General features: G+C 69.6%; 33 protein-coding genes and 1 tRNA gene. 31 read left to right on the plus strand and 3 right to left on the minus strand.

The annotated features are described in order from the left end of the window. Positions 1-114: 114 nt before the first annotated feature. Together IE096_RS15035 and IE096_RS15040 are read right to left on the minus strand one after the other, a co-directional pair. Positions 115-1308, minus strand: a complete 1194-nt coding sequence (locus IE096_RS15035; RefSeq protein WP_229820212.1) for a tyrosine-type recombinase/integrase — start codon at positions 1306-1308, stop codon at positions 115-117. Positions 1309-1769: 461 nt separating this feature from the next. Further along, positions 1770-2144: a helix-turn-helix domain-containing protein gene (locus IE096_RS15040; RefSeq protein ID WP_229820213.1), complete on the minus strand. Its 375-nt coding sequence runs from the start codon at positions 2142-2144 to the stop codon at positions 1770-1772. A 263-nt stretch (positions 2145-2407) separates the two neighbouring features. Between IE096_RS15040 and IE096_RS15045 the strand changes: the two genes are divergently transcribed. From IE096_RS15045 to IE096_RS31460, 18 genes are all read left to right on the plus strand, one after another. Then, positions 2408-2710: an XRE family transcriptional regulator gene (locus IE096_RS15045; protein ID WP_189451969.1), complete on the plus strand. Its 303-nt coding sequence runs from the start codon at positions 2408-2410 to the stop codon at positions 2708-2710. A 7-nt stretch (positions 2711-2717) separates the two neighbouring features. Continuing rightward, entirely contained in the window at positions 2718-2918 is a 201-nt protein-coding gene (locus tag IE096_RS15050; protein ID WP_229820216.1) for a terminase small subunit, read from the plus strand. Between the two features lie 83 nt (positions 2919-3001). Beyond that, positions 3002-3361 carry a hypothetical protein gene (locus IE096_RS15055; protein ID WP_189451971.1) on the plus strand — a complete coding sequence of 120 codons (360 nt, stop codon included), beginning with the start codon at positions 3002-3004 and terminating at the stop codon, positions 3359-3361. Beyond that, the gene (locus IE096_RS15060) at positions 3358-3912 is read left to right on the plus strand and encodes a hypothetical protein (RefSeq protein ID WP_189452889.1); all 555 of its coding nucleotides are present in this window, start codon (positions 3358-3360) and stop codon (positions 3910-3912) included. Before IE096_RS15055 ends, IE096_RS15060 begins: the two co-directional genes overlap by 4 nt. After that, complete coding sequence (locus IE096_RS15065) at positions 3912-4304, plus strand: hypothetical protein (protein ID WP_189451972.1); 393 nt, start codon at positions 3912-3914, stop codon at positions 4302-4304. Before IE096_RS15060 ends, IE096_RS15065 begins: the two co-directional genes overlap by 1 nt. Continuing rightward, positions 4301-4561 (plus strand): hypothetical protein, encoded by a 261-nt coding sequence (locus tag IE096_RS15070; protein WP_189451973.1) that lies wholly within the window; start codon positions 4301-4303, stop codon positions 4559-4561. The genes IE096_RS15065 and IE096_RS15070 overlap by 4 nt, the downstream gene beginning before the upstream one ends. 534 nt (positions 4562-5095) lie before the next feature. After that, positions 5096-5332, plus strand: a complete 237-nt coding sequence (locus IE096_RS15075; RefSeq protein WP_189451974.1) for a hypothetical protein — start codon at positions 5096-5098, stop codon at positions 5330-5332. Then, the gene (locus tag IE096_RS15080) at positions 5329-6159 is read left to right on the plus strand and encodes a hypothetical protein (RefSeq protein ID WP_189451975.1); all 831 of its coding nucleotides are present in this window, start codon (positions 5329-5331) and stop codon (positions 6157-6159) included. The genes IE096_RS15075 and IE096_RS15080 overlap by 4 nt, the downstream gene beginning before the upstream one ends. Beyond that, a complete protein-coding gene (locus tag IE096_RS15085; protein ID WP_189451976.1) occupies positions 6159-7163 on the plus strand; it encodes a recombination directionality factor in 1005 nt (334 codons plus the stop codon). The genes IE096_RS15080 and IE096_RS15085 overlap by 1 nt, the downstream gene beginning before the upstream one ends. After that, positions 7153-7626 (plus strand): hypothetical protein, encoded by a 474-nt coding sequence (locus IE096_RS15090; RefSeq protein WP_189451977.1) that lies wholly within the window; start codon positions 7153-7155, stop codon positions 7624-7626. The genes IE096_RS15085 and IE096_RS15090 overlap by 11 nt, the downstream gene beginning before the upstream one ends. 139 nt (positions 7627-7765) lie before the next feature. After that, positions 7766-8311, plus strand: coding sequence for a hypothetical protein (locus tag IE096_RS15095; protein ID WP_189451978.1), 546 nt, complete (start codon positions 7766-7768; stop codon positions 8309-8311). Next, positions 8308-8766: a WhiB family transcriptional regulator gene (locus tag IE096_RS32165; protein ID WP_189451979.1), complete on the plus strand. Its 459-nt coding sequence runs from the start codon at positions 8308-8310 to the stop codon at positions 8764-8766. The genes IE096_RS15095 and IE096_RS32165 overlap by 4 nt, the downstream gene beginning before the upstream one ends. Before the next feature lie 110 nt (positions 8767-8876). Next, positions 8877-9194 (plus strand): hypothetical protein, encoded by a 318-nt coding sequence (locus IE096_RS15105; protein WP_189451980.1) that lies wholly within the window; start codon positions 8877-8879, stop codon positions 9192-9194. Positions 9195-9227: 33 nt separating this feature from the next. Then, positions 9228-9301, plus strand: a tRNA-Leu gene (locus IE096_RS15110). Between the two features lie 42 nt (positions 9302-9343). Then, complete coding sequence (locus IE096_RS15115; protein WP_189451981.1) at positions 9344-9760, plus strand: hypothetical protein; 417 nt, start codon at positions 9344-9346, stop codon at positions 9758-9760. Then, the gene (locus IE096_RS15120; RefSeq protein WP_189451982.1) at positions 9757-10500 is read left to right on the plus strand and encodes a sigma-70 RNA polymerase sigma factor region 4 domain-containing protein; all 744 of its coding nucleotides are present in this window, start codon (positions 9757-9759) and stop codon (positions 10498-10500) included. Before IE096_RS15115 ends, IE096_RS15120 begins: the two co-directional genes overlap by 4 nt. A 33-nt stretch (positions 10501-10533) precedes the next feature. Further along, a complete protein-coding gene (locus IE096_RS15125; protein WP_189451983.1) occupies positions 10534-11217 on the plus strand; it encodes a BRO-N domain-containing protein in 684 nt (227 codons plus the stop codon). Then, entirely contained in the window at positions 11217-11408 is a 192-nt protein-coding gene (locus IE096_RS31460; RefSeq protein WP_229820217.1) for a helix-turn-helix domain-containing protein, read from the plus strand. Before IE096_RS15125 ends, IE096_RS31460 begins: the two co-directional genes overlap by 1 nt. Before the next feature lie 23 nt (positions 11409-11431). Here IE096_RS31460 and IE096_RS15130 read toward each other — a convergent pair whose 3' ends face one another. Then, positions 11432-11626, minus strand: coding sequence for a hypothetical protein (locus IE096_RS15130; RefSeq protein WP_189451984.1), 195 nt, complete (start codon positions 11624-11626; stop codon positions 11432-11434). A gap of 162 nt (positions 11627-11788) precedes the next feature. Between IE096_RS15130 and IE096_RS15135 the strand changes: the two genes are divergently transcribed. The 13 genes from IE096_RS15135 (at position 11789) to IE096_RS15195 (ending at position 18059) form a co-directional block, all read left to right on the plus strand. Continuing rightward, positions 11789-12694: a hypothetical protein gene (locus IE096_RS15135; protein WP_189451985.1), complete on the plus strand. Its 906-nt coding sequence runs from the start codon at positions 11789-11791 to the stop codon at positions 12692-12694. Next, a complete protein-coding gene (locus IE096_RS15140) occupies positions 12684-13415 on the plus strand; it encodes a zinc finger domain-containing protein (RefSeq protein ID WP_189451986.1) in 732 nt (243 codons plus the stop codon). The genes IE096_RS15135 and IE096_RS15140 overlap by 11 nt, the downstream gene beginning before the upstream one ends. Further along, positions 13412-13963 (plus strand): HAD domain-containing protein, encoded by a 552-nt coding sequence (locus IE096_RS15145; RefSeq protein ID WP_189451987.1) that lies wholly within the window; start codon positions 13412-13414, stop codon positions 13961-13963. The genes IE096_RS15140 and IE096_RS15145 overlap by 4 nt, the downstream gene beginning before the upstream one ends. Further along, complete coding sequence (locus IE096_RS15150; protein WP_189451988.1) at positions 13960-14136, plus strand: zinc finger domain-containing protein; 177 nt, start codon at positions 13960-13962, stop codon at positions 14134-14136. Before IE096_RS15145 ends, IE096_RS15150 begins: the two co-directional genes overlap by 4 nt. Continuing rightward, positions 14133-14330, plus strand: coding sequence for a hypothetical protein (locus IE096_RS15155; RefSeq protein WP_189451989.1), 198 nt, complete (start codon positions 14133-14135; stop codon positions 14328-14330). The genes IE096_RS15150 and IE096_RS15155 overlap by 4 nt, the downstream gene beginning before the upstream one ends. A gap of 21 nt (positions 14331-14351) precedes the next feature. After that, positions 14352-14555, plus strand: coding sequence for a hypothetical protein (locus tag IE096_RS15160; protein WP_189451990.1), 204 nt, complete (start codon positions 14352-14354; stop codon positions 14553-14555). Further along, positions 14552-14719, plus strand: a complete 168-nt coding sequence (locus IE096_RS15165; protein ID WP_189451991.1) for a hypothetical protein — start codon at positions 14552-14554, stop codon at positions 14717-14719. The genes IE096_RS15160 and IE096_RS15165 overlap by 4 nt, the downstream gene beginning before the upstream one ends. After that, complete coding sequence (locus IE096_RS15170; RefSeq protein WP_189451992.1) at positions 14716-14961, plus strand: hypothetical protein; 246 nt, start codon at positions 14716-14718, stop codon at positions 14959-14961. Before IE096_RS15165 ends, IE096_RS15170 begins: the two co-directional genes overlap by 4 nt. Then, positions 14961-15359, plus strand: coding sequence for a DUF4326 domain-containing protein (locus IE096_RS15175; protein ID WP_189451993.1), 399 nt, complete (start codon positions 14961-14963; stop codon positions 15357-15359). The genes IE096_RS15170 and IE096_RS15175 overlap by 1 nt, the downstream gene beginning before the upstream one ends. A gap of 51 nt (positions 15360-15410) precedes the next feature. Next, positions 15411-15866, plus strand: coding sequence for a hypothetical protein (locus IE096_RS15180; protein WP_189451994.1), 456 nt, complete (start codon positions 15411-15413; stop codon positions 15864-15866). Positions 15867-16619: 753 nt separating this feature from the next. After that, positions 16620-17513, plus strand: a complete 894-nt coding sequence (locus IE096_RS31465; protein WP_229820219.1) for a hypothetical protein — start codon at positions 16620-16622, stop codon at positions 17511-17513. After that, positions 17503-17808, plus strand: a complete 306-nt coding sequence (locus IE096_RS15190; RefSeq protein ID WP_189451995.1) for a hypothetical protein — start codon at positions 17503-17505, stop codon at positions 17806-17808. Before IE096_RS31465 ends, IE096_RS15190 begins: the two co-directional genes overlap by 11 nt. Positions 17809-17810: 2 nt before the next feature. Continuing rightward, positions 17811-18059: a response regulator transcription factor gene (locus IE096_RS15195; RefSeq protein WP_189451996.1), complete on the plus strand. Its 249-nt coding sequence runs from the start codon at positions 17811-17813 to the stop codon at positions 18057-18059. The last annotated feature ends 17 nt before the right edge of the window (positions 18060-18076 follow it).

Raw genomic sequence — 18076 nt, forward strand, 5'->3', positions numbered from 1 at the left:
CTCGCCGAGTGCCAGTCAACGCCCCTCCCCTCCCCTTCGCGCAGTCGTTCCGAGTCCCGTCGAGTCTCGCCGAGGGGGTCTTGTGGACTCGTTGTGGACTGCCGTGGACTCCGGTCACGAAACCACCCGGAGTCCACGTTCACCGGTCAGCGCAGCGCGCACGTTCTCGCGGGCGCCCTCGCTCTCGTGGGTGTAGACCCAGGTCACTCGGCCACCTCGTTCATGGCCGAGGAATGCCTGGGTGTCCTTTTCCGGGACGCCCTCTGCGTGCAGCTTGGTAGCCACGTAGTCCTTGTAGGCATAGATCGTCGGCCATAGCTCCGTGCGTCCGGTCTCAGGGTTGACGACTTTGCGCTGAACGCCAGCCTGTTCGGTGGCACGGTTCCAGGGGCGCGACAGGTTGTTCCGGTTGAGTGCTCCCCCGCGCGGACCACGCAGAACGAGCTCCTCGACATGGAGGTCGTAGCCGTCACCGACCGGGGAGCACGTGGTCTGAGGTTTCCAGAGCTGCTTCATGAAATTCACGGCGCTCATTGCCCTTGGAGTAAGGGGCACGGTTCGGAAGCCGGCCGCCGTCTTAGGTGCCAGCTGGCGCCGGAGCCGCCCGCCGTCGAGGACGAGGATCTCGCGGATATGGGCTACCGCTTCCTCTTCGTCGATCCAGCACATGCGCAGGCCAGCGTATTCCCCGGGGCGCATGCCGGACTCCTGTGCGAAATCACGGAAGATCACCTGGTAGTAGGCGGGCAGCGCCGCATGGATCAGGTCATACTGGGCTTCCGTTGGCGGCTTGAGATCGTCGGGGTGTTTCACAGGACGCGCTGCTGTTACCTCCAGGTCTGCGGCTGGGTTGTACGGGAGTCGCTTATTGTCTCGGACCGCGTCTTTGAGAAGCCCGTTGAGCAGTTGCTTGACCTTGGTTTGTGTTTCGTGTCCTTTAACCTCCGAGGTCAACCATCCTTGGAGTTCCATGTACTCAAGGTCTATGAGCCTTGAGTGCCCCCACTTCGGACTGACGTGCGCTCGCCAGATGGAGAGCTTTCGGTTGCGGGTCGTGGTGCGGCCTTTCTGGCTTTCGATTTTCCACCAGATGTCCCACCATGCCTTGAGGGTGATTTCGCCGCGCTTCGGGTCGTGGTACGTGCGCCTGCGCACACTGGTACGCACCGCGTCGAGGAAGTCGTCCGCATCACCTTTCTTCTTGAAGTTCTTCGCGCACTGTTTGCCGGATGGGTCCCGGTATCGAGCTTGCCACGAGCCGATGCAGTCGCGTCGACCCTTCCTTGGCGGCTCGGGGTATTCCTCCAAGCAGAGCTTGCAGCCACAGAGTTTGCTGCGGATTTGTCTCGGGTTGTTAGTGGCCCTAGGCGCCAAGGTCCATCTCCTCTCCCCTACCAGGCCTGCACCTGGTGCCAGTGAGCACGACGGGTTCGCCGCAGTAGCAGTTTGCCGACAACTGGGTTTGCTCAACGCCGAGTTCGACAAGGACCGCGCGGACTGCTACGGCGGCTCGGTCGAAGGTGAGGCCGGCGGGGATGGTGATGATCCCTTTAGCCGGATTCCATCCGTAGGCGGCTTCTGAGGTGGAGACCTCGATGAGGACACACATGCACAACCCCCGTTACGCAAGCAGCCGCGAGTGATAGGGGCCACGGGGGAGGACGTTGGCCTTTCAACAGACGGTAGCGCTATCCGGAGAGATCCGCGACCATCGAAGCCAACTGATGGCTCGTCAGTTCAGCTCGACATCAGCCGACGTCAGGCCGGGACTATGACAGCGTTGTCCGGTTCAGGTCTCCCAGTGCGCGCATCTGCGCCTCCGTGATCACCTGCTGCTCCTCGGTGAGCTCGCGGAAGAGCTTGAGGATGCGCTGCTCAGCGTCCGGGGAGAGGGGCCCGGGCCTCTTCCGGCCAGCCGCGGCGAAGATACGCTCCTCAGTGAAGGCCGGAAATGCGGCCGCGAGCTTGCGTAGAGTGTCCGCGCTGGGCCCCCGATGGCCGCCGCGCTTGCGGTTGACCCAAGTGTTCACGGCGGACACGGACACGCCGACGCGTCGCGCGATCTCGCTCTGGGAGACCTGGTAATGGTCTGCGATGAGGCGGATCAGGTGCGCGAGGTCTTCGACGCCGTCCTGGTGGGTCACGAGGTAAGGGTGCCCTGATCCTTCTACTTTCCGCAAGTCAAAGTAGAAGCGTGGCCGATTCTGGACGAGCGCACGCCCTCCCCGTCGCGCGCCCTCGGAACGGCATATGCCGCCACCATAGGCCGGTACGGCGCGTTCCGCGACCACCGGACGAGGCTCGGCAGAACCCGACGACTTTCCATTGACCGGCCTCTACTTTGACTGTAGAAATGTCGCACCGGCTCCTCTGGGGCCTGGGGGACCCGCAAGACAAGGGGTGACGCATGTCCCACCTGCTCCGCAAGGGCGACGGCCAGCCACTCAGGGACGCCATGCAGGCGGCCGGCTTGTCCGGCCCGAAGCTTGCGGCGGCTACTCGGCTCGTCGACCCGGCGGGCAAAGGGGTCAGCGCGGCAGCTGTCGGTTTCATCACGGGGCGCGGACAGAACGCCCAGGCTCGCTGCAGGCTCCGGACGGCGTGGCTGATCGCGGAGGCGCTGGGGCAACCGCTCCAAAGCCTGTTCTCCATGCCCGCAGTTTCCACTGTGACAGTAGAAAGGTCGACCCCCGATGCCGAAGAAGAGTGATCGCGTAGTGCCGCTCCCTGAAGGGCTGGTGCCGCTGCTCACCCAGAGGGAGCTGGAGACGTACTACCAGGTCTCCGACTGGACGGTCCTTCAGTGGATCGAGCAGGGCATGCCCGTCGAGCCCTTCGCTGCGCGGGGCCGCCGCTTCAATCTCGCAGCAGTCCAGCAGTGGCACGCCGAACGATCGGCGCTGGCCACCTCCGCCTGACCCATGAAGTCGGGGCCGCCCGGCTGGCACCGGCGCGACCCCATCCGGCTTCACCTCACGAACCCAGAACTGGAGGCTCCACCGTGAGCACCGATCGTATCGAACAATCATCCCCGGCCGATGAAATGCAGCGCCGAGGGCACATGGCCGCCCTGTCCGTAGCCGAGCGGATCGTCAGCATCAGCCCCATCGTCCCAACCAATGTCCGGGCGTACTGCGCCCACTTCGCGCCTGGTGAACCGTCCGTCGACGTGTACTTCCACCGCTGTGCGGAGGGCGTAGAGGAACTGGCCAAGGCCCTGGACGGGAAGGTCACTACCCGCCCGAACTCTGAGTCGGACATGCGGCTGTTCGTAGTGGCAGAGCTGAGTCTGGCCGGCGTCCCGATCCAGGCATGGTCGCTCGTGGACAACCAGGGCGCTTCTGCGGAGGAGGCCCTGTGAGCGGGGACGCGCGGGTGCGTGCCGCGCGCAACGTGATCGTGTCCACGTGGGAGCGCCGTCTGGACCCGATGGCGGATCTGGCGACGGAGGCCGCGCAGGCCCTGGAGGACGCGGGACTTCTTCGATCGCCGCAGGCAGCCGAGTCGGATGGCGGGCAGAAGCCCGAGGGGTACGTGGTCGCGCTGCCTTGGGCTCGGTTGATGGACTCGGAGGACCTCGGCGCGTTCCTCGACGGACTGGCCTCGGCGGCTATCGCGAACACATCGCCGGAGGAAGCTCTGGCCGAGGTCGAGGCGGTGTGCGGTACGTGGCGGGTGATCGCGGAGGCGCAGCACGCGCACAACACCGCCCTTGGCCCGGATGTCGCTCTGGCGCTGTCGGCTGATGACCTGCCGGAGCCGTATGCGTGCCGGCACTGCGACATCTCGGAGCGCGGACACGCTCAGCGATGGACGCCGGATGCCGGATCGCATGCGTGGACCCCGCCGTCGGACAAGCAGATCGTGGCCCGGATGCTGGCGCGCCGCGCTGCCCGTGAGGGGGAGCGGTGATGCGCGAGATGCCGAGCAAGAAGCCGGGCCTGTCCGTCTCTCTCCGGGCTGATGGGCTGTGTGTGGTGTTGCGTGCGGATCAGATCCGGCACGAGACGATCACCGGGCTTGTCGCGCAGTGGCAGGAGCCGGGGGCGCAGGACGATGTCGAGGCTGCGCTGGAGGATCTGGCCGACCTGTGCCGCCCGGGGGCCGATGAGCACGCGGCGGCGGTGGACTCGGCGGTCGAGGCCGTGGAGGACGCGGCTTGCATGGGCTACGCGGAGACGGAGATCAGTCTCGCGGACGCGGTCCGGCTCCGGGATCAGCTCAACAAGATCATCGCGGCTCGCGCGGTGCGGTCGAGCTCGGTGTCGGGGGCGCTGCCGCGCCAGCGTGGGGAGGCGGCATGAGCGCTTCTCTGAAGTCCCAGGAGGCGGCGCTGCCGCCGCGCACTACTGCTCTTCTCGCGAGGATCCGCAGCGGGGGCGGCGAGTGGACCACACGCAGGGTTCAGCAGGCGTACCGGGCGGATGGCTTCGACGCTCCGCAGCGGCAAACGGCACGCCGTGATCTCGAACTTCTGACGCGGGCGGGCTATCTCATCCGGCACGACCAGGACAGTCTGCGCCGCTTCTACACCCTCGACCCGGCGAAAGGCGGTGCCTGATGGGTGCCTCTGATACGGCGAAGGCGTGGAACGGCGGGAGGTTGGGAGACGCCCGGCCGCCCGCGAAGTATCCCCATCCTGGCGAGTGCACGGTCCCGCACTGCGGTGATCTCGCCCCTCGCGCCGGCCGACGACGCCACCTGGTGAGGGTGGCTGTCCCGGGGTCGCGGGAGCCCGCGCGGTGGTACTGCCGGGGCTGGTGCGCGAGGTACGGCGAGGCCCTGGCCGATGTACGGGCGATCGGGGGTGCCGCATGACCAGGCCCGAGCACAACCGCGAGAGCGAGCCTCTCACGCGTATGTCGCTGCGTCGCCCTGGGGATTCGGCTTGTGGCTCTGGGCGGATCGTGCCGATGCGCGACTGGGAGCGTGTTCTCGGTCAGATCGAGCGGGGCGAGGTCCGTGTGGGTCCGGATGCTGTGCGGGAGATCGCTGCCCGGCATGAGGCCGCGTACGGCGCTGTGTGGTCGCGCGACGCCGCGTGGGCCAAGGCTGTCCGCGCGCTGGCTGCGGGCGTCTCGGGGGGTGAGGTCCATTGACCGGGCCGGAGCACTACCGCGAGGCCGAGCGACTCGTCCGCCTCGCTCTTCGCCACACCGAGTCCTCCGATGCCCTGGTGCTCGCCACGGCCGCCCAGGCGCATGCGACGCTGGCCCTGGCCGCCGCCACGGCGCTCGTGGACGAGACGCCGCGCAGCGACTCGTTCAGCGAGTACCGGGTGTGGCAGGAGTCGGCGGGCAGCCCGTACGTGGGCCCGGAGGGCGATTCATGACCAGTCCCAGGCACGCGCGGGACACCGAGCGGGGCCGCTACTACAGCGACCCCGCTGGGGGCCCGGACCTCGTTTCCGTCACCAACGTCCTCGGTACGGGGGTCGCCAAGCCGGCGCTTGTGCCGTGGGCGGTCAAGCTCACCGCCGAGCACTGCGTCGACAACCGCCTGGATGTCGCCCGCCGTGCCGTCAAGGACCGTGACGCGCTCCTGAAGGAGATCAAGGGCGTTCACCGGGGTGCCCGCGATCGTGCCTCGGATCTGGGGACTCGGGTTCACGACCGGGCCGAGAAGATGGCGCTGCGGGCCCCGTTTGAGGCTGACGTGCAAGTTGACCCGTACGCGCGGCAGCTCGCGCTGTTCTGGGAGCGCTGGTCTGTGGATCTGGACCGGCACATCGTGGCGGCGGAGATCACGTTCGTGCATCGCCGTCTCGGCTACGCGGGGACCGGGGACTGCATGCTCTGGCTGCCGACCGGCCCGCGCCGGCGGCGAGAGCTGTGGCTGATCGACTACAAGACCAGCGCCACCCGCCCGGCTTCGTCGGTATACCCGGAGCACGCGCTCCAGCTCGCCGCTCTGCGGTACGCCGAGGCGGTGCTGCTACCGGACGACACCGACGGCGCGGTGCCGCGTATCGAGCGGACCGGGGTCCTCAACCTCCGCCAGCGCTCTCACGCCCTCGTCCCGATGCCCGCCGGCCGCGCCGCGCACCGCGCCTTCCGGGGCGCGCTCGAAACCACGCGCTGGCTGCACGCCGCGCCTTCCGCCTACCCCGCGCTCCTGCCTCCGGCGGCTGATGCGCGACCGACCCGAAAGGCGGCCTGATGGGCAGCCGCATCCTTACCCTCCAGCGCCAGGCCCGTGAACTTGGGCGCCTGCGCACCGGTTACACCGACGGCAAGCGCCCGGTCCGCTCCCGGACCTGGGTCGTCTCCTCCCACGCCGAGCACTACGTCCAGGCCGCCGCCGACGCGTGGGGCGGCACCGTCGAGGAATGGCAGCCCCTCGGCAACGGCGCACCGCAGTACCGCGTCATCACTGAGGCCGAGTCCATCGACGCCCTCCTGCCGTCCGGTGACCCGCTCTCGCAGTACAACGAGCTGTGGTCCGGTGGCGGCTGCCAGCGCCGCTGTGATGGCCAGACCGAGCAGCTCACCCGCCAGCCGTGCCTGTGCGCCCGGCAGTTTGGCGAGGAGTGGTACCTCCAGCCCAAGGGCCGCGTGTGCTCGGCGACATCGCGTCTGGCCGTGGTGCTGCCGGACATGCCCGACGTCGGGACCTGGCGGTGCGAAACCCACAGCTTCTACGCCGCGAACGAGTGGAGCGGGACCGTCGACATGGTCCTGTCCGGGACCGGCGGCAAGGGGATGGTCCCAGTGGCCTTGCGGATCGAGCCGAGGCAACGCGTCGCGAACGGGCAGACGAAGAAGTTCCCGGTCGTCGTCGTGGAGATCCGAGGGATCACCCCACGTCAGGCCCTCACCGGTCCGCTGCCGACCGCGCTTGCGCTCGATCCCTCCGGCGGCCCGGAACCGCTGGCGATCGAGGTCGGACGGCCGGACTACCTCGCCCTGGCCGAGGGTGCGCTGACGTCCGATGACGTCGGAGATGTCTACCGCCGTGCGCACGCCGCCGGGCACCTCAACGACAGCCTGATCGCCAAGCTGACGGCCATCGCCGACCGGCTCAAGGCCGAGGAGGCTCACCTCGCCAAGTCGGCTGAGCCGGACGAGGACGGGACCTACGAGGCCGAGGTCGTGGAGGACTCCGAGTGGCCTGCGGTGGCGCGGCCCGGATCGGCTCCCCCGGAGGTGCGCGATGCCCGTTAGCCGTCGCAAGTACAACGCCCTCCGGGTCAGCCTCCGCAAGCGCTGGCACACGATCTTCCAGCTCTTGCGTGAGGTCCGCGATCTGGCGCAGGACCTCCGTAGGGAGCGGGAAGCGCGGTTGAAGGCCGAGCAGGAGGCCAAGCGCCTGGACGAGCGAGTCGCGCGTCTGGAAGCGCTGCTGCGGACCGCCGGCCAGGATCAGGGAGCCGAGGCTGTGCAGCTGAACCGCCGTATCGAACGGCTGACGCGCCGCTGTGCAGGCTACCGGGCCGAGCTCGCAGCAGAACGGGAGAAGCCCGGGGGGAGCGCGCTGGAGCTGGCGAACCGCTCCCGCCGGTCGCTCGCGAAACAGCTGGAGATGGTCCAGCGGTCGAACGACTACATGAGCCAGCAGCTCGCGGATGCCGCCGGGACACCCGCAGCGAAGAAGCCGGCCGGGCGGGAGCCGGGGGTGGTCTCGTGATCGCCACCGCTCTCACAGCGGGCGTGGGGCTGACCGGTCTGAGCCTGGCTTCCTGGGCAGTCGGAGTCGGCCTCTTTGCAGCCTCCCGCCGCCCGGAACGGCCCGCGAGCGCCCGGCGCAAGCGCAAGGCGGTGACCTCGTGAAAGCCACCCGCGAGCAGATCATCGAACTCCTCCACAAGGGACTGTCCAACACGGTCATCGCTAGGCAGCTGCGCTGCGACCGGCACCGTGTCGGGGACATCCGCCGAGAGCTCGGCATCGCCAACGTCTCCGCCCAGCCGCTCACGCTGGAAGAGAAGTGGAAGTCCCGGACCCGGCCTGTCGAGGGTGGCCACTTGGAATGGACAGGGGAACGCGCCAGCGGCGGCACCCCGGTTCTGCGGTACTGGCCTGAGTCCCACAGTCCCGCCGCCATTGCCTTCCGGATCAAGTACGGCCGGGAGCCCGAGGGGTACGTGCGGGCCGACTGCGGCTTTCAGCACTGTGTCGCCCCCGATCACGTCGACGACGTCGCTGCCCGGCATCGAACGCGCGAGCAGCTGCGGTACCTCACCGGTCGCGGTGAGCGGCCTGCCGTATGCCGGCACGGCCACGACCAGGCCGCCCACGGCCGGTACGAGGCCGACGGCCGTGCGTACTGCGAAGCGTGCAAGGCGGATCAGCGCAGAAGGAGAACGCGATGAACCATCTCCTCATCACTCAGGCGTCTCGGGAGGCACGGGCCGCTTGTGCCCGGCCCTCCGCCCAGCCTGAACTGTGGTACTCCAGCGACCCCGAAGAGCGGCAAGCGGCCCGGTACTGGTGCACCACAGCTTGCCCTGTCCTCGAGCAGTGCCTTGCGGAAACCATGGCGAAGGAAGGCAACATCGCCACTCGGGAGCGGCACGGCATCCGCGGCGGCTTGGACGGGCGTCAGCGCCGCCGGTACTTCCTCACTGATATCCGCCCCGAGCCCGTGGAACCGAGGCCGAGGAAGCCAGCGAAGAGTGGGCGTCCGCCGGCCAAGTGCGGGAGTGAAGCCGCCTATCAGCGGCATTTGCGTCTCGGTGAGCCGGTCGACGAGGCGTGCAAGACCGCTCACCGCGAGCACCGCGCTGCCCAGCGACGGGCGAGGAGCGCCGAGCCAGCCGCCGCATGAGCGCCTAGTGGACTCGGGCCTTGTCTGACCGCCGTCATCTGGACGGCCCCGGGACGGGGCGACGACACCCCCCGTCCCGGGAACCTCAACCCCTGGAGATTGCTATGGGCATGTTGCACAAGACCTACTTCGCCTACGGCATCCGCATCCCTGACACCGACACCGGCCAGCTCGAGAACCTCCTGGCCCAGCAGGACCCCGACAGCGTGGTCGGCTTTCTGCACGCCGGTGACTACGACCGGAACATGACCTTCCTGGTGACCGAATGCCGTGAGGTCAAGGTCGGCGCATACGAGACCGTGACTCCTCAGCCTGTGGCAGGCGAGCAATGTGCCGCGTGGAACAGGCAATTGCTCTCGGCGGCCGCGGCTCTGGGCATCACGGATCCCTCCGCCCCGAGCTGGCTGGTCGTCCCCGACCTCAGCTGACCTCCAGCCCGCGCCCCATTGTGGGCGCCTGACGCCCGGGTCGCGCAATTGGCAGACGCCCCGCCTTAAAAGCGGCACAGGTGCGGGTTCGAATCCCGCCCCGGGCACCCGATTCCACCGGCCGCACTACAGAAAATCAGGAGTGCCGCATGACCGAGATCAGCCTCCTTGAATTCCTCAAGGCCAACCCGGCGGGCGTCGACAGTGCCGGCGCCCGTGCGGCCGTCGAAAATCCCCTGCTGATGACGGTGCTGGCCGTTGCTGTCCCGCTGCACATGATGAAGTTGAGGCAGCTCAGCTCTCCGCAGCTCGCTGCCATCGGACGTCAGTGCGCGGAGACCATCACTTCTCAAGGCGATGTTCTTCAATACGGCGGCGAGGGGTGCGCTGCGGCGTTCAACGCGCTGGCCCGCGCACTCGCTGCCTTGGCGCTCACGGCTGACGGCGGAGTGATGTTCGGGGGTGCCCACTGGTGCCGGAAACCCGGGTGCCGAGACCTGGATGGAGACCATCGCCCCCGCTATACCGACCTCGCTCTCCCGGACTACCGCGAGGAGGCATCATGAACGATCTCGAAGTCCGGCACGGATACACGCTGATCGACCTGCACCGGTTCGCCGCCTCCGCCGTCGCAGCCGACCGGTCCCTGGCCAGCAACGCGCACCTGCGCTACGACATCGCCTGGTCCGCGATCGCTGAGGCCCTCATCGAGGCCGGTGAGCCACCGTCTCCGCAGGAACTGGTCCGGGTCGGGTGGCAGGCGATCTACGCCGACGTCAAGCAGGGCTGGCAGCTCTACGGCGTGGCCCGCAGCTCCGGCGAGCGCGCCGTCGGCAGCGCGCCGCGGTTCGTCACGTACTGGCGCCACACTCACGAGACGCCCGTGGAGGAGCGGCTGGTCGAGCGGATCGCGGTCTGGGAAGTCCTGGGCTCCCTGCCTCCCGTTTACCGGGATGCGGTTGTCGCACTCGCCGCCCACGGCACTCTCCAGGGCGCCGCGCAGGCTCTCGGCATCACCGAGGCGGCGATGAAGGGCCGCATCGCGACCGCCAAGCGGCGCTTCGCCGCCCGTTGGTACGCCCCGGAAGCGCCGCCACGGCTTCGTATCGACCGGCGGGTCGGCTCGTACGCCACCGCGCTGGTCACGCACTGCGCCCACGGGCACGAGTACACGCCTGAGAACACCCGATGGGACCGCAACCCGGGCCGTCGCGGGAAGGTGCGCCGCTGCCGGGCCTGCGAACGCATCCGCTCCGCCGACCGCCGCGCGCGCCGGCTAACAGCCCTCGCTACGGACGCCGCCTGAACCATCCCGCTCCCTTCTGCGAAGGACAGATCCATGAACATCGAACGCTTCACCAACGCCGAGTTCGACATCGAAGTCCTGCCCCGCGGCACCTCGTTCATCGTCCTCGCGCCCGGCCTCGCCCGGGGACTCGGGCACCGGCACGCCAATCACATGCTCGCCAGCCTTCCCGAGGAGGAGAAGGGGTACCAGATAGTCGGTACCCCTGGTGGCGACCAGCGCCTCAGCTACGTCACCGAACCCGGCTTCTACCGGCTTGTCGGCCAACGGCAGGCGGCTCGCATCAAGGATGCCCTTGTCCGGGACCAGGTCGAGCGATTCCAGCGGTGGGTCTTCCACGAGGTTCTCCCGTCCCTGCGCGAGCACGGCCGCTACGCCCCGCCCGTGCCCGGCGACCGTGAACCGGTCGTCCTCACGTGGGAGAAGGCCGCCGCGCACCTCCGGCAGCGCTACGACCTGCCGATCAACGGCCACATCGAGCTCCGCCAGCGCCTGACCGACGCTGGCGTCCTCAAGCTCACCGGCACCCCGCGGGCCGAGTTCAAGTCGCTCTTCTGGCCGGTCGGCAGCCGTTTCGACATCCACGCTCACGCCCTGCCGATCCTCGCCGGCCACGTCTCGCACATGCTCTACCGGCTGGCGGAGGCCCAGGCTGGCGTCCAGACCGCGCTCGAACTGGACGCGATCGGTCGGGTCACGCTGGAAGGGCGGGCGTGATGGGCCGGCACCTCAAAGGCCGGGCGCGCCGGGAACTGGCGGCGCAGCTGGTCCGGGAGTACCAGGCCGGAGCGACCGTGCGAGCGCTGGCGGGGGAGATGGGTCGGTCATACACGCTGGCGCGGGCGCTGCTGCTGGAGGCCGGCGTGCGGATGCGGCCCCGGGGTGCGCCAAAGAGGGAGGCGCGGTGAAGGGCCGGCGGGAGGTCGACGAATCAGGGCGCCGTGGCCTGCCCTTCGGCGCGCTGGCGTCGGCGCCATGCCGCGATCTCGCTCTTGATGTGCATGCGGATGTCCGCGGAGCGGGTCAGCCCTTTGTCCTTGCATGCCTGTTCGTAGGCAGCCCAGTCCTCGTCGTCGATGCGGACGACGCGATTCGTGGTGTGGGTGTCCTTCGCTCGGCTGACCATGGCGCCACGATACGGCCTGCATATGCATCGCGTCCACAGAACCCATTGATCGTGCATATGCGTGGCGGTACTCTATGCATATGCACAAGGCGTCCTTCTGTAAGGGCTGTCCGCCTGCGCCTGCGTTCAACGTGCACCGCCCCTCGATAGGAGCACCACCACATGCCCTGGGTTCGCCTCGACGACCGCTTCGCCTCGCACCGCAAGGTCCGGATGCTGTCCGACCGAGCCTTCCGCCTCTACGTATCCGGGCTCTGCTACGCCTCGGACAACCTCACTGATGGCCGCATCCCGGCCGCCGAGCTGCGCATCGTCGCGGACATCAGGGCAGGTAAAGCAGCAGCAAAGGAGCTCGTCGAACGCGGCCTGTGGGAGAACACGGACGACGGCGACTTCCGCATCCACGACTACCTCGACTACAACTTCTCCGCCGACCAGGTCCGGGCCGAGCGTCAAAGTAAAACCGCACGTCAGGCCAAGTGGAGAGCCAACAAGAAGAACAGGGAGAGCGACCCGGAGGACACCCCTGCCGGGGCCGATGTAGACGCGTCTACGCCCACGTCTACCGACGCGTCGCGAGACGGTGCTGTAGCCCCTGCCCCATACCCGTCCCCATCCCCTTCTCCTCCTTCAGAGAAGGAGGAGAAACAAGCTAGCCAGGACGGCCCGCCTCCACGCATCGGTGACCGCCCCCAGATCCCCGACTCCTGCCGCCCTCTTGTCGAAGCCCTCGGCAGCCAGCGCCTCGTCGTCGGTTGGGACCTTCAGTCGGGCGACTGGTTCCTGATCGAGGCGTTGATCCGGCGGTGCGGGATCCCGGCACTCGTCGCCTCCGCGACCGCGAGCTGGCAGGGCGCCCGCAAACAGCCGCGATCCGGCCGGTACTTCATCCCCGGGTGGCGCGCCCTCCCCGATGCTCCCGCCGAACCGCAGCCCTCCAGTCTTCCCGCCGCCGTCGGCGCGAACGTCATCCCCTTCCAGCCCGGCCCCGCTGCCCCCGCCACGCACAACTCCTCCGTCCTCGCCCGCGCCCGGGCTCGGCTCCAGGAACAGCCCCATGACGACTGACGAAGCCCTCAACCTGATCGAACTCCTCTCCGCCGCCAACGTCTTGAACCGGATGGAGGAGCGCACCCCGGACGTATGGGCCGCCGCGCTCGCCGACCTCGACGCCGCCGACTGCCTGAAGGCCGCCGCCCATCTCGTCCGCACCCAGCAGTGGGTCAAGATCTGCGACGTCCGCGATGCCGTCGCCGAGCTGCGCGCCGCCCGGATCGCCGCTGCGAACCTCGTCTACGACGGCGACCCCCGCGAGTCCGGCGCCGAGTCGCTGCAGTCGCTGCGCGCCCTCGTCGACGCCGCCGCCTCGGGCCGCCTCCCGGCCCAGCCGATCCGGGCCGCCCTCGAACCGGCCCCGGACACCGCACCGGCCACCGGCCGAGCCCGTGCTGTTCTCGCCGCCGTCGGCAACCGTGTCCCCAGCCCCCGCGAGGGCGTCGTCAACGTCTTCGCCGTCGCGTGCCGCATCTGCAACGCCCGGCCCGGCCGCCCCTGCACCAGCACCCGGAATCCTCGTCGGCGGCGCGCTGATCCCCACCCGGCCCGCCTGGACGACGCCCGCCGCGCCGCCGCCGGCCTCCCCCCGGTCGACCCGGCCGAGGAGCACGAGGAGATGGCGCGCCGCCTGGCCGCCTCCCGGGCCGCGCTCGCCGCCCTCCCGCCCGGCACCATCATCGAACCCGACGACGGCTTCCAGCACCCTGACCACCAGGAGAACGCCGCATCATGACCACCGCCCGCCCCCTGCTCTTCCTCGACGTCGACGGGCCCCTCAACCCCTACGCGGCCAAACCCCACCGGCGCCCCGACGGCTACCAGACCCACCGCATGCGCCCCACCGGCTGGAAGGCACACGAGCGCCGAAAGCCCCTGCGCGTCTGGCTCAACCCCACCCACGGCCCAGCCCTGCTTGCCCTGCCCTTCGACCTGGTCTGGGCCACCACTTGGGGCGCCGAGGCGAACGAGTGGATCGGCCCGTGCCTCGGCCTCCCCGAACTCCCCGTCATCGAGTGGCACGCCAACTCTCAGCGCTCCCGCGAGGGAACCCCCGACGGCACGTTCTGGAAAACCCATCAGATCGTCGAGTACGCCGCCGGCCGCCCCTTCGCCTGGATCGACGACGACATTCACCCCCACGACATGCAGTACGTCGCCAAACACCACGACGGCCCGGCACTCCTGCATTGGATCAGCCCCCAGCAGGGCCTTCTCCCGCACGACCTCGACACCTTGGCTGTCTGGAGCAAGGACCCCACCAAACAGCCGCTGCCCTGGTGACCGGCCAGCCCGCTCACCCCGAGCACGCCATCACCTGCCCCTGGTGCAAAGCCCCGAAAGGCCAGCGCTGCACCGGCCAGCGCGGCGGGCGGATCTCCATCCCCAGCCACGACGCCCGCATCAACGCCTGGCAGAACACTCACTCCTCCAACGACGAGGACCCCCAGCCATGACGCAACGCATCTGGCGCTCCAACGGCCCCGGCAGCTTCCAGGCACCCGCCGACGTCCACGCCGTCCACGACCGGACCGGCCGCCTCTGGAAGCGCAACGGCCCCCGCTGGACCGCCACCGGCAGCCACTACATCCGCTGGCGCGTCCTCGTCGCCAACCACGGTCCCCTCACCGAAGCACCCGCCGCCCAGTAACCCGCCGCCCCAGGAGAGCCGATGACTTCCGCCCGCTTCCTCGCCGTCACCCTCACCGCCAACCTCCTCGGTTTTGCTGGCGGCCTCGTCGCCGATTGGCGGGCCAGGGGCGCCCTGCTCGTCTTCGGCCTGCTGCTGGGCGTATGGGCGTACCGGGAATTGGTGGGGACCGCACGCCGTGCCGCCGCCCCCGGTGGCGGCGCTCTGAAGGAGCCCCGCCGATGACCACGTCACCGAACGCCTGCCGCCACTGCGGCGTCGAGCGGCGCGACCACGCCCTAGCCCAGCGGTGGAAAGAACCTGTCGGCTGGCACCAGTGGGCGCCGCCAACCCAGGACCAGATCAAGGCCCACATGCTCGCCCGTCGCGCCGAAAGGAAGCCCCGATGAAGCCCCCACCGATCCCCGCTCACGATCTGCTCCAGGCCGCCATCCTCGGCGCGCTGGGCTGCGGCCTCGTCCAAGCGGTTGTCTGGCTTGTCACCGGCGACCTGCCCACCTACTGGGTCGGCGTCCTCAGCGGCGTGCTCGTGGCCTTGGTCGTGGACGTCCTCATCGACGTCCGTCGTCGCCGGGAGCAGCAGCGGATCCGAGAGACGTACGAGCGGCCAGCGTTCGGGGAGGACGCCTGATGCCCACCCGGATCCAGCGCCTCCGCACGCCAGGATGGCGCGCCCCTGACGGAGCCGCGTACGTCGGCCGGCCGACACGATGGGCAAACCCATTCGCCGTCGTCCCCGTCAGCGGCCACCGTTGGCAGCTCATCGACACGGGAGGCCGTAGCCGCTCCCTTGTCGAGGAACCGCAGGTCTTCGCCGAGGCAGACAGGGTGTTCGCCCGCCTGATGGCTATGCGCCTGTTCCAGCTCCACATCGGGGCGCTCGGGATCTACCGCTACGACGAGCAGACCATGACGGACCTCCGCCGGGAGCTCGGCGGCCGGGACCTCGTCTGTTGGTGCCCGCTTCCGGAGCCCGGTGAGACGGACTACTGCCACGCCGCAGTGCTGCTGGAGATCGCAAACACCTGACCGTCCGCCGCTCGGCCGCCGCGCGCGGCCGGGCCCGACCGAAGGACATCAATGACTGACATCACCCTCCGCGCCGACCAGATCTACGTCGCCTGCAACCCCCGCGATGAAGGCCGCCGGATCCGCATCAAGAGCTACACCCTCGGCCACTCCCACGCCCACGTGGTCGACGCCAATACCGGCAAGCGCCCGCGCTGGATCGCCGCGACACAGCTGCACGCCAGCTCGACCGCCCTCAACGGCCGGCCGCGGCGCAGCGGCTACGCGCTGGTCATCGGAGACGAGACTTCAGGGCGGGCTCTGGACGGCACCGAGACCGAGCGAACTGAGATCGCGTGGTACGTGCAGGAGCTCTTCCCCAGCGGCTGGGGGAACGTCGAAGAGCGCTCGGACCGCGCATCCGCGCTCGCCGTGAAGGCAGGGCTTCAGGAACGCAACGCGGGCACGGAGTTCAGGCTCGTCCGGCGCACCATCACCCTCACCGTGGAGGCGGAGGGGGACCGGTGAGCGCGCGGGAGCTTGTCGCACTGATCGCCAGTGGCGTCGGCCAGCTGGCCCTTGTCCTCCTCGCGCTCGGTGGCCGCGGCCACCGTAGACCAGGCGGCGCACCGTGACCGCCCCGTCCAGCAGCCCTTGGGGCGGGCGGGCGCCCCGTTCCGGGGGCCTCCGGGCGCCCTCGCTCGAGCAGCTGCTCGTCCTGGTCGACCGCGCCGAGCGGCACGGAGGCCTCACCGCGGCCGAGGCGGCCCGCTCTCGGCAGGGAATCCAGGCACTGGCCGAGCGGGCTGGGCGAGCCCGCGCTGTGCCACGCCAGCAGACCGAGGCGGCGCGGCTGCGCCGGGCGATCGCCCGGCTGCACCGCCCGCTCCAGCCCCGGCTTCGTGGCGGCATCCCGGTGTGCGCCGAGTGCTCCGGCTGGGACGGCCGGCAGTGCCGTGCGCCCGTCGTGCCGTGGCCGTGCCGCACCGCCCGTGCTGCCGGCCTCGACAGCGGCCACACCGTCACACACCCTCCGGCCGCTGCACGCGGCCAGATTGAGATCGAAGGCATCCGATGACCCAGCACATTCCCGCACCGCGCCCCATACGCGACCTGACAGCCCTCCAGGCAGCCCTACGCCCCATCGCCGAGCCCCAGGAGCCTCACGGCCCCGAGATCGCCTCAGAGGGCCCGTCAGAGCCTCCCGGGCCAGCTGGCACCTTCTCGACCAGCATCACCCGGCACGGCTGGCACTGCCTCGGCGGCCCCGGCTGCGCCGGCATGACCTCGGTCGGCTACCCCACGGCCAACGCCGCCCACAACGGCTACGCCGATCACCTTGCTGGCCACCGAACGCCCTTCGCAAGCAGCGTCCTTGAGGGCTCGAGGCGACCCAGCGCCGAGGACCAGGAGCAGCAGATCCTCGAGCGGCTCACAGACGATCCCCCGGAGCGTGTCGTCGTCCGGGCGGACCAGCACGCGATGCCCCGCCGCTTCGCCCTCCAGCGGTACCGCGACATCTCCGGCATCAGCGGAGTGGGCACCGTCGCCGACGGCGTGCTCTGGCCGGACGGCACAGCGTCCGTGCGGTGGCGCGGCGAGCACCCCAGCATCGTCTTCTGGGACCGCGGCCGCGTCTCCGTCGAGCGCATCCACGGCCATCAGGGAGCCACGGAGATCGCCTTCCTCGACGACGCGGCCGCGCCTACCGACGGGGGACACGCGGCGGACAGCGTCCGGACACCACAGGACACCAGCCCAACCGACACGCCCACGACCAGCACGGACACTGTGCGGACACCCCATGGCGACACCCGTCTCGCGGACCCGGACATCCTCCGTGAGGAGTACGCCGCCGCCATCCGCGCTGGATTGTGGGCCCCCGCCGGCACCCGGGTGGAGGCCATCACCGACTCCGTCATGGCCGTGCACGACCGCGCCCAGGACGCCCTGCGCATCAGCCTCGCGCAACAGCAGGCCCGGATCGCCGGACTCGAAGCGACCAATCACCGTCTCGAGTCCCGTGCATCCCGTATCCGGCGCTACGCCGAAGAGCGCGCCACGCCCGGAGACGGCGATGCGGCCTCCGCGTCGCGGGTCCTCGAACTCCTCGACAGCGCAGACCCGGACGTACCGTTCCCGCCCCTTCCCCGCCGGCGGCGCCATGCCCAGTGACGACGCCCCGCTGTGCGCCTGCGGCCACCGGCGCAGCGACCACAACACCCCGTGGGCCACTGGGCGGGAGCAATGCCGCCGCTGCGACCGCGGATGGCGCCACATCTACACGCCCAACGCCCAGGCGGGCGCGGACATCTGTTCCTCCGCGAGCTGCCCTGCGGCCGACGCGCTCAGCCACCTCCACAGGGTCCTGGCAGAGCTGTACGAGCGCAGCGGGTCGTGCGCCAGAACCTGCTCCGCCCGTCACCTCGCCGACCGCGTCCTGACCGTCCTCGACACTCCCGGAGACTGACCATGCCCACACCCAAGCGCCCGGCTGTTGGCACGCCACTGACCGCCCGCGAGATCGAGATCCTTGACTGCCTCGGCCAGGGCCTGTCCACCGCCGAAGTCGCCGCCCACCTGTTCCTCACCGTCAACACCGTCAAGAGCCACCTGACCCGCATCACCAGCAGGCTCGGCGCCCACGATCGGGCACACGCGATCGCCATCGCCTACCGCCGCGGACTCCTGGACACCACACCCGGATGGCAAGCCGCATGACCAGCACGGACATCCAC

The organism is Streptomyces abikoensis (assembly GCF_014648775.1).
Lineage (GTDB): Bacteria > Actinomycetota > Actinomycetes > Streptomycetales > Streptomycetaceae > Streptomyces > Streptomyces abikoensis.

Excerpts from the sequence above, each read along its gene's own strand:
- IE096_RS15045 (WP_189451969.1), top strand. The coding sequence starts at position 2,408 with ATGTCCCACCTGCTCCGCAAGGGCGACGGCCAGCCACTCAGGGACGCC.
- IE096_RS15065 (WP_189451972.1), top strand. The coding sequence starts at position 3,912 with ATGCGCGAGATGCCGAGCAAGAAGCCGGGCCTGTCCGTCTCTCTCCGG.
- IE096_RS15070 (WP_189451973.1), top strand. The coding sequence starts at position 4,301 with ATGAGCGCTTCTCTGAAGTCCCAGGAGGCGGCGCTGCCGCCGCGCACT.
- IE096_RS15080 (WP_189451975.1), top strand. The coding sequence starts at position 5,329 with ATGACCAGTCCCAGGCACGCGCGGGACACCGAGCGGGGCCGCTACTAC.
- IE096_RS15085 (WP_189451976.1), top strand. The coding sequence starts at position 6,159 with ATGGGCAGCCGCATCCTTACCCTCCAGCGCCAGGCCCGTGAACTTGGG.
- IE096_RS15090 (WP_189451977.1), top strand. The coding sequence starts at position 7,153 with ATGCCCGTTAGCCGTCGCAAGTACAACGCCCTCCGGGTCAGCCTCCGC.
- IE096_RS32165 (WP_189451979.1), top strand. The coding sequence starts at position 8,308 with ATGAACCATCTCCTCATCACTCAGGCGTCTCGGGAGGCACGGGCCGCT.
- IE096_RS15105 (WP_189451980.1), top strand. The coding sequence starts at position 8,877 with ATGTTGCACAAGACCTACTTCGCCTACGGCATCCGCATCCCTGACACC.
- IE096_RS15115 (WP_189451981.1), top strand. The coding sequence starts at position 9,344 with ATGACCGAGATCAGCCTCCTTGAATTCCTCAAGGCCAACCCGGCGGGC.
- IE096_RS15120 (WP_189451982.1), top strand. The coding sequence starts at position 9,757 with ATGAACGATCTCGAAGTCCGGCACGGATACACGCTGATCGACCTGCAC.
- IE096_RS15125 (WP_189451983.1), top strand. The coding sequence starts at position 10,534 with ATGAACATCGAACGCTTCACCAACGCCGAGTTCGACATCGAAGTCCTG.
- IE096_RS31460 (WP_229820217.1), top strand. The coding sequence starts at position 11,217 with ATGGGCCGGCACCTCAAAGGCCGGGCGCGCCGGGAACTGGCGGCGCAG.
- IE096_RS15130 (WP_189451984.1), bottom strand. The coding sequence starts at position 11,626 with ATGGTCAGCCGAGCGAAGGACACCCACACCACGAATCGCGTCGTCCGC.
- IE096_RS15135 (WP_189451985.1), top strand. The coding sequence starts at position 11,789 with ATGCCCTGGGTTCGCCTCGACGACCGCTTCGCCTCGCACCGCAAGGTC.
- IE096_RS15140 (WP_189451986.1), top strand. The coding sequence starts at position 12,684 with ATGACGACTGACGAAGCCCTCAACCTGATCGAACTCCTCTCCGCCGCC.
- IE096_RS15145 (WP_189451987.1), top strand. The coding sequence starts at position 13,412 with ATGACCACCGCCCGCCCCCTGCTCTTCCTCGACGTCGACGGGCCCCTC.
- IE096_RS15155 (WP_189451989.1), top strand. The coding sequence starts at position 14,133 with ATGACGCAACGCATCTGGCGCTCCAACGGCCCCGGCAGCTTCCAGGCA.
- IE096_RS15160 (WP_189451990.1), top strand. The coding sequence starts at position 14,352 with ATGACTTCCGCCCGCTTCCTCGCCGTCACCCTCACCGCCAACCTCCTC.
- IE096_RS15165 (WP_189451991.1), top strand. The coding sequence starts at position 14,552 with ATGACCACGTCACCGAACGCCTGCCGCCACTGCGGCGTCGAGCGGCGC.
- IE096_RS15170 (WP_189451992.1), top strand. The coding sequence starts at position 14,716 with ATGAAGCCCCCACCGATCCCCGCTCACGATCTGCTCCAGGCCGCCATC.
- IE096_RS15175 (WP_189451993.1), top strand. The coding sequence starts at position 14,961 with ATGCCCACCCGGATCCAGCGCCTCCGCACGCCAGGATGGCGCGCCCCT.
- IE096_RS15180 (WP_189451994.1), top strand. The coding sequence starts at position 15,411 with ATGACTGACATCACCCTCCGCGCCGACCAGATCTACGTCGCCTGCAAC.
- IE096_RS31465 (WP_229820219.1), top strand. The coding sequence starts at position 16,620 with ATGACCTCGGTCGGCTACCCCACGGCCAACGCCGCCCACAACGGCTAC.
- IE096_RS15190 (WP_189451995.1), top strand. The coding sequence starts at position 17,503 with ATGCCCAGTGACGACGCCCCGCTGTGCGCCTGCGGCCACCGGCGCAGC.
- IE096_RS15195 (WP_189451996.1), top strand. The coding sequence starts at position 17,811 with ATGCCCACACCCAAGCGCCCGGCTGTTGGCACGCCACTGACCGCCCGC.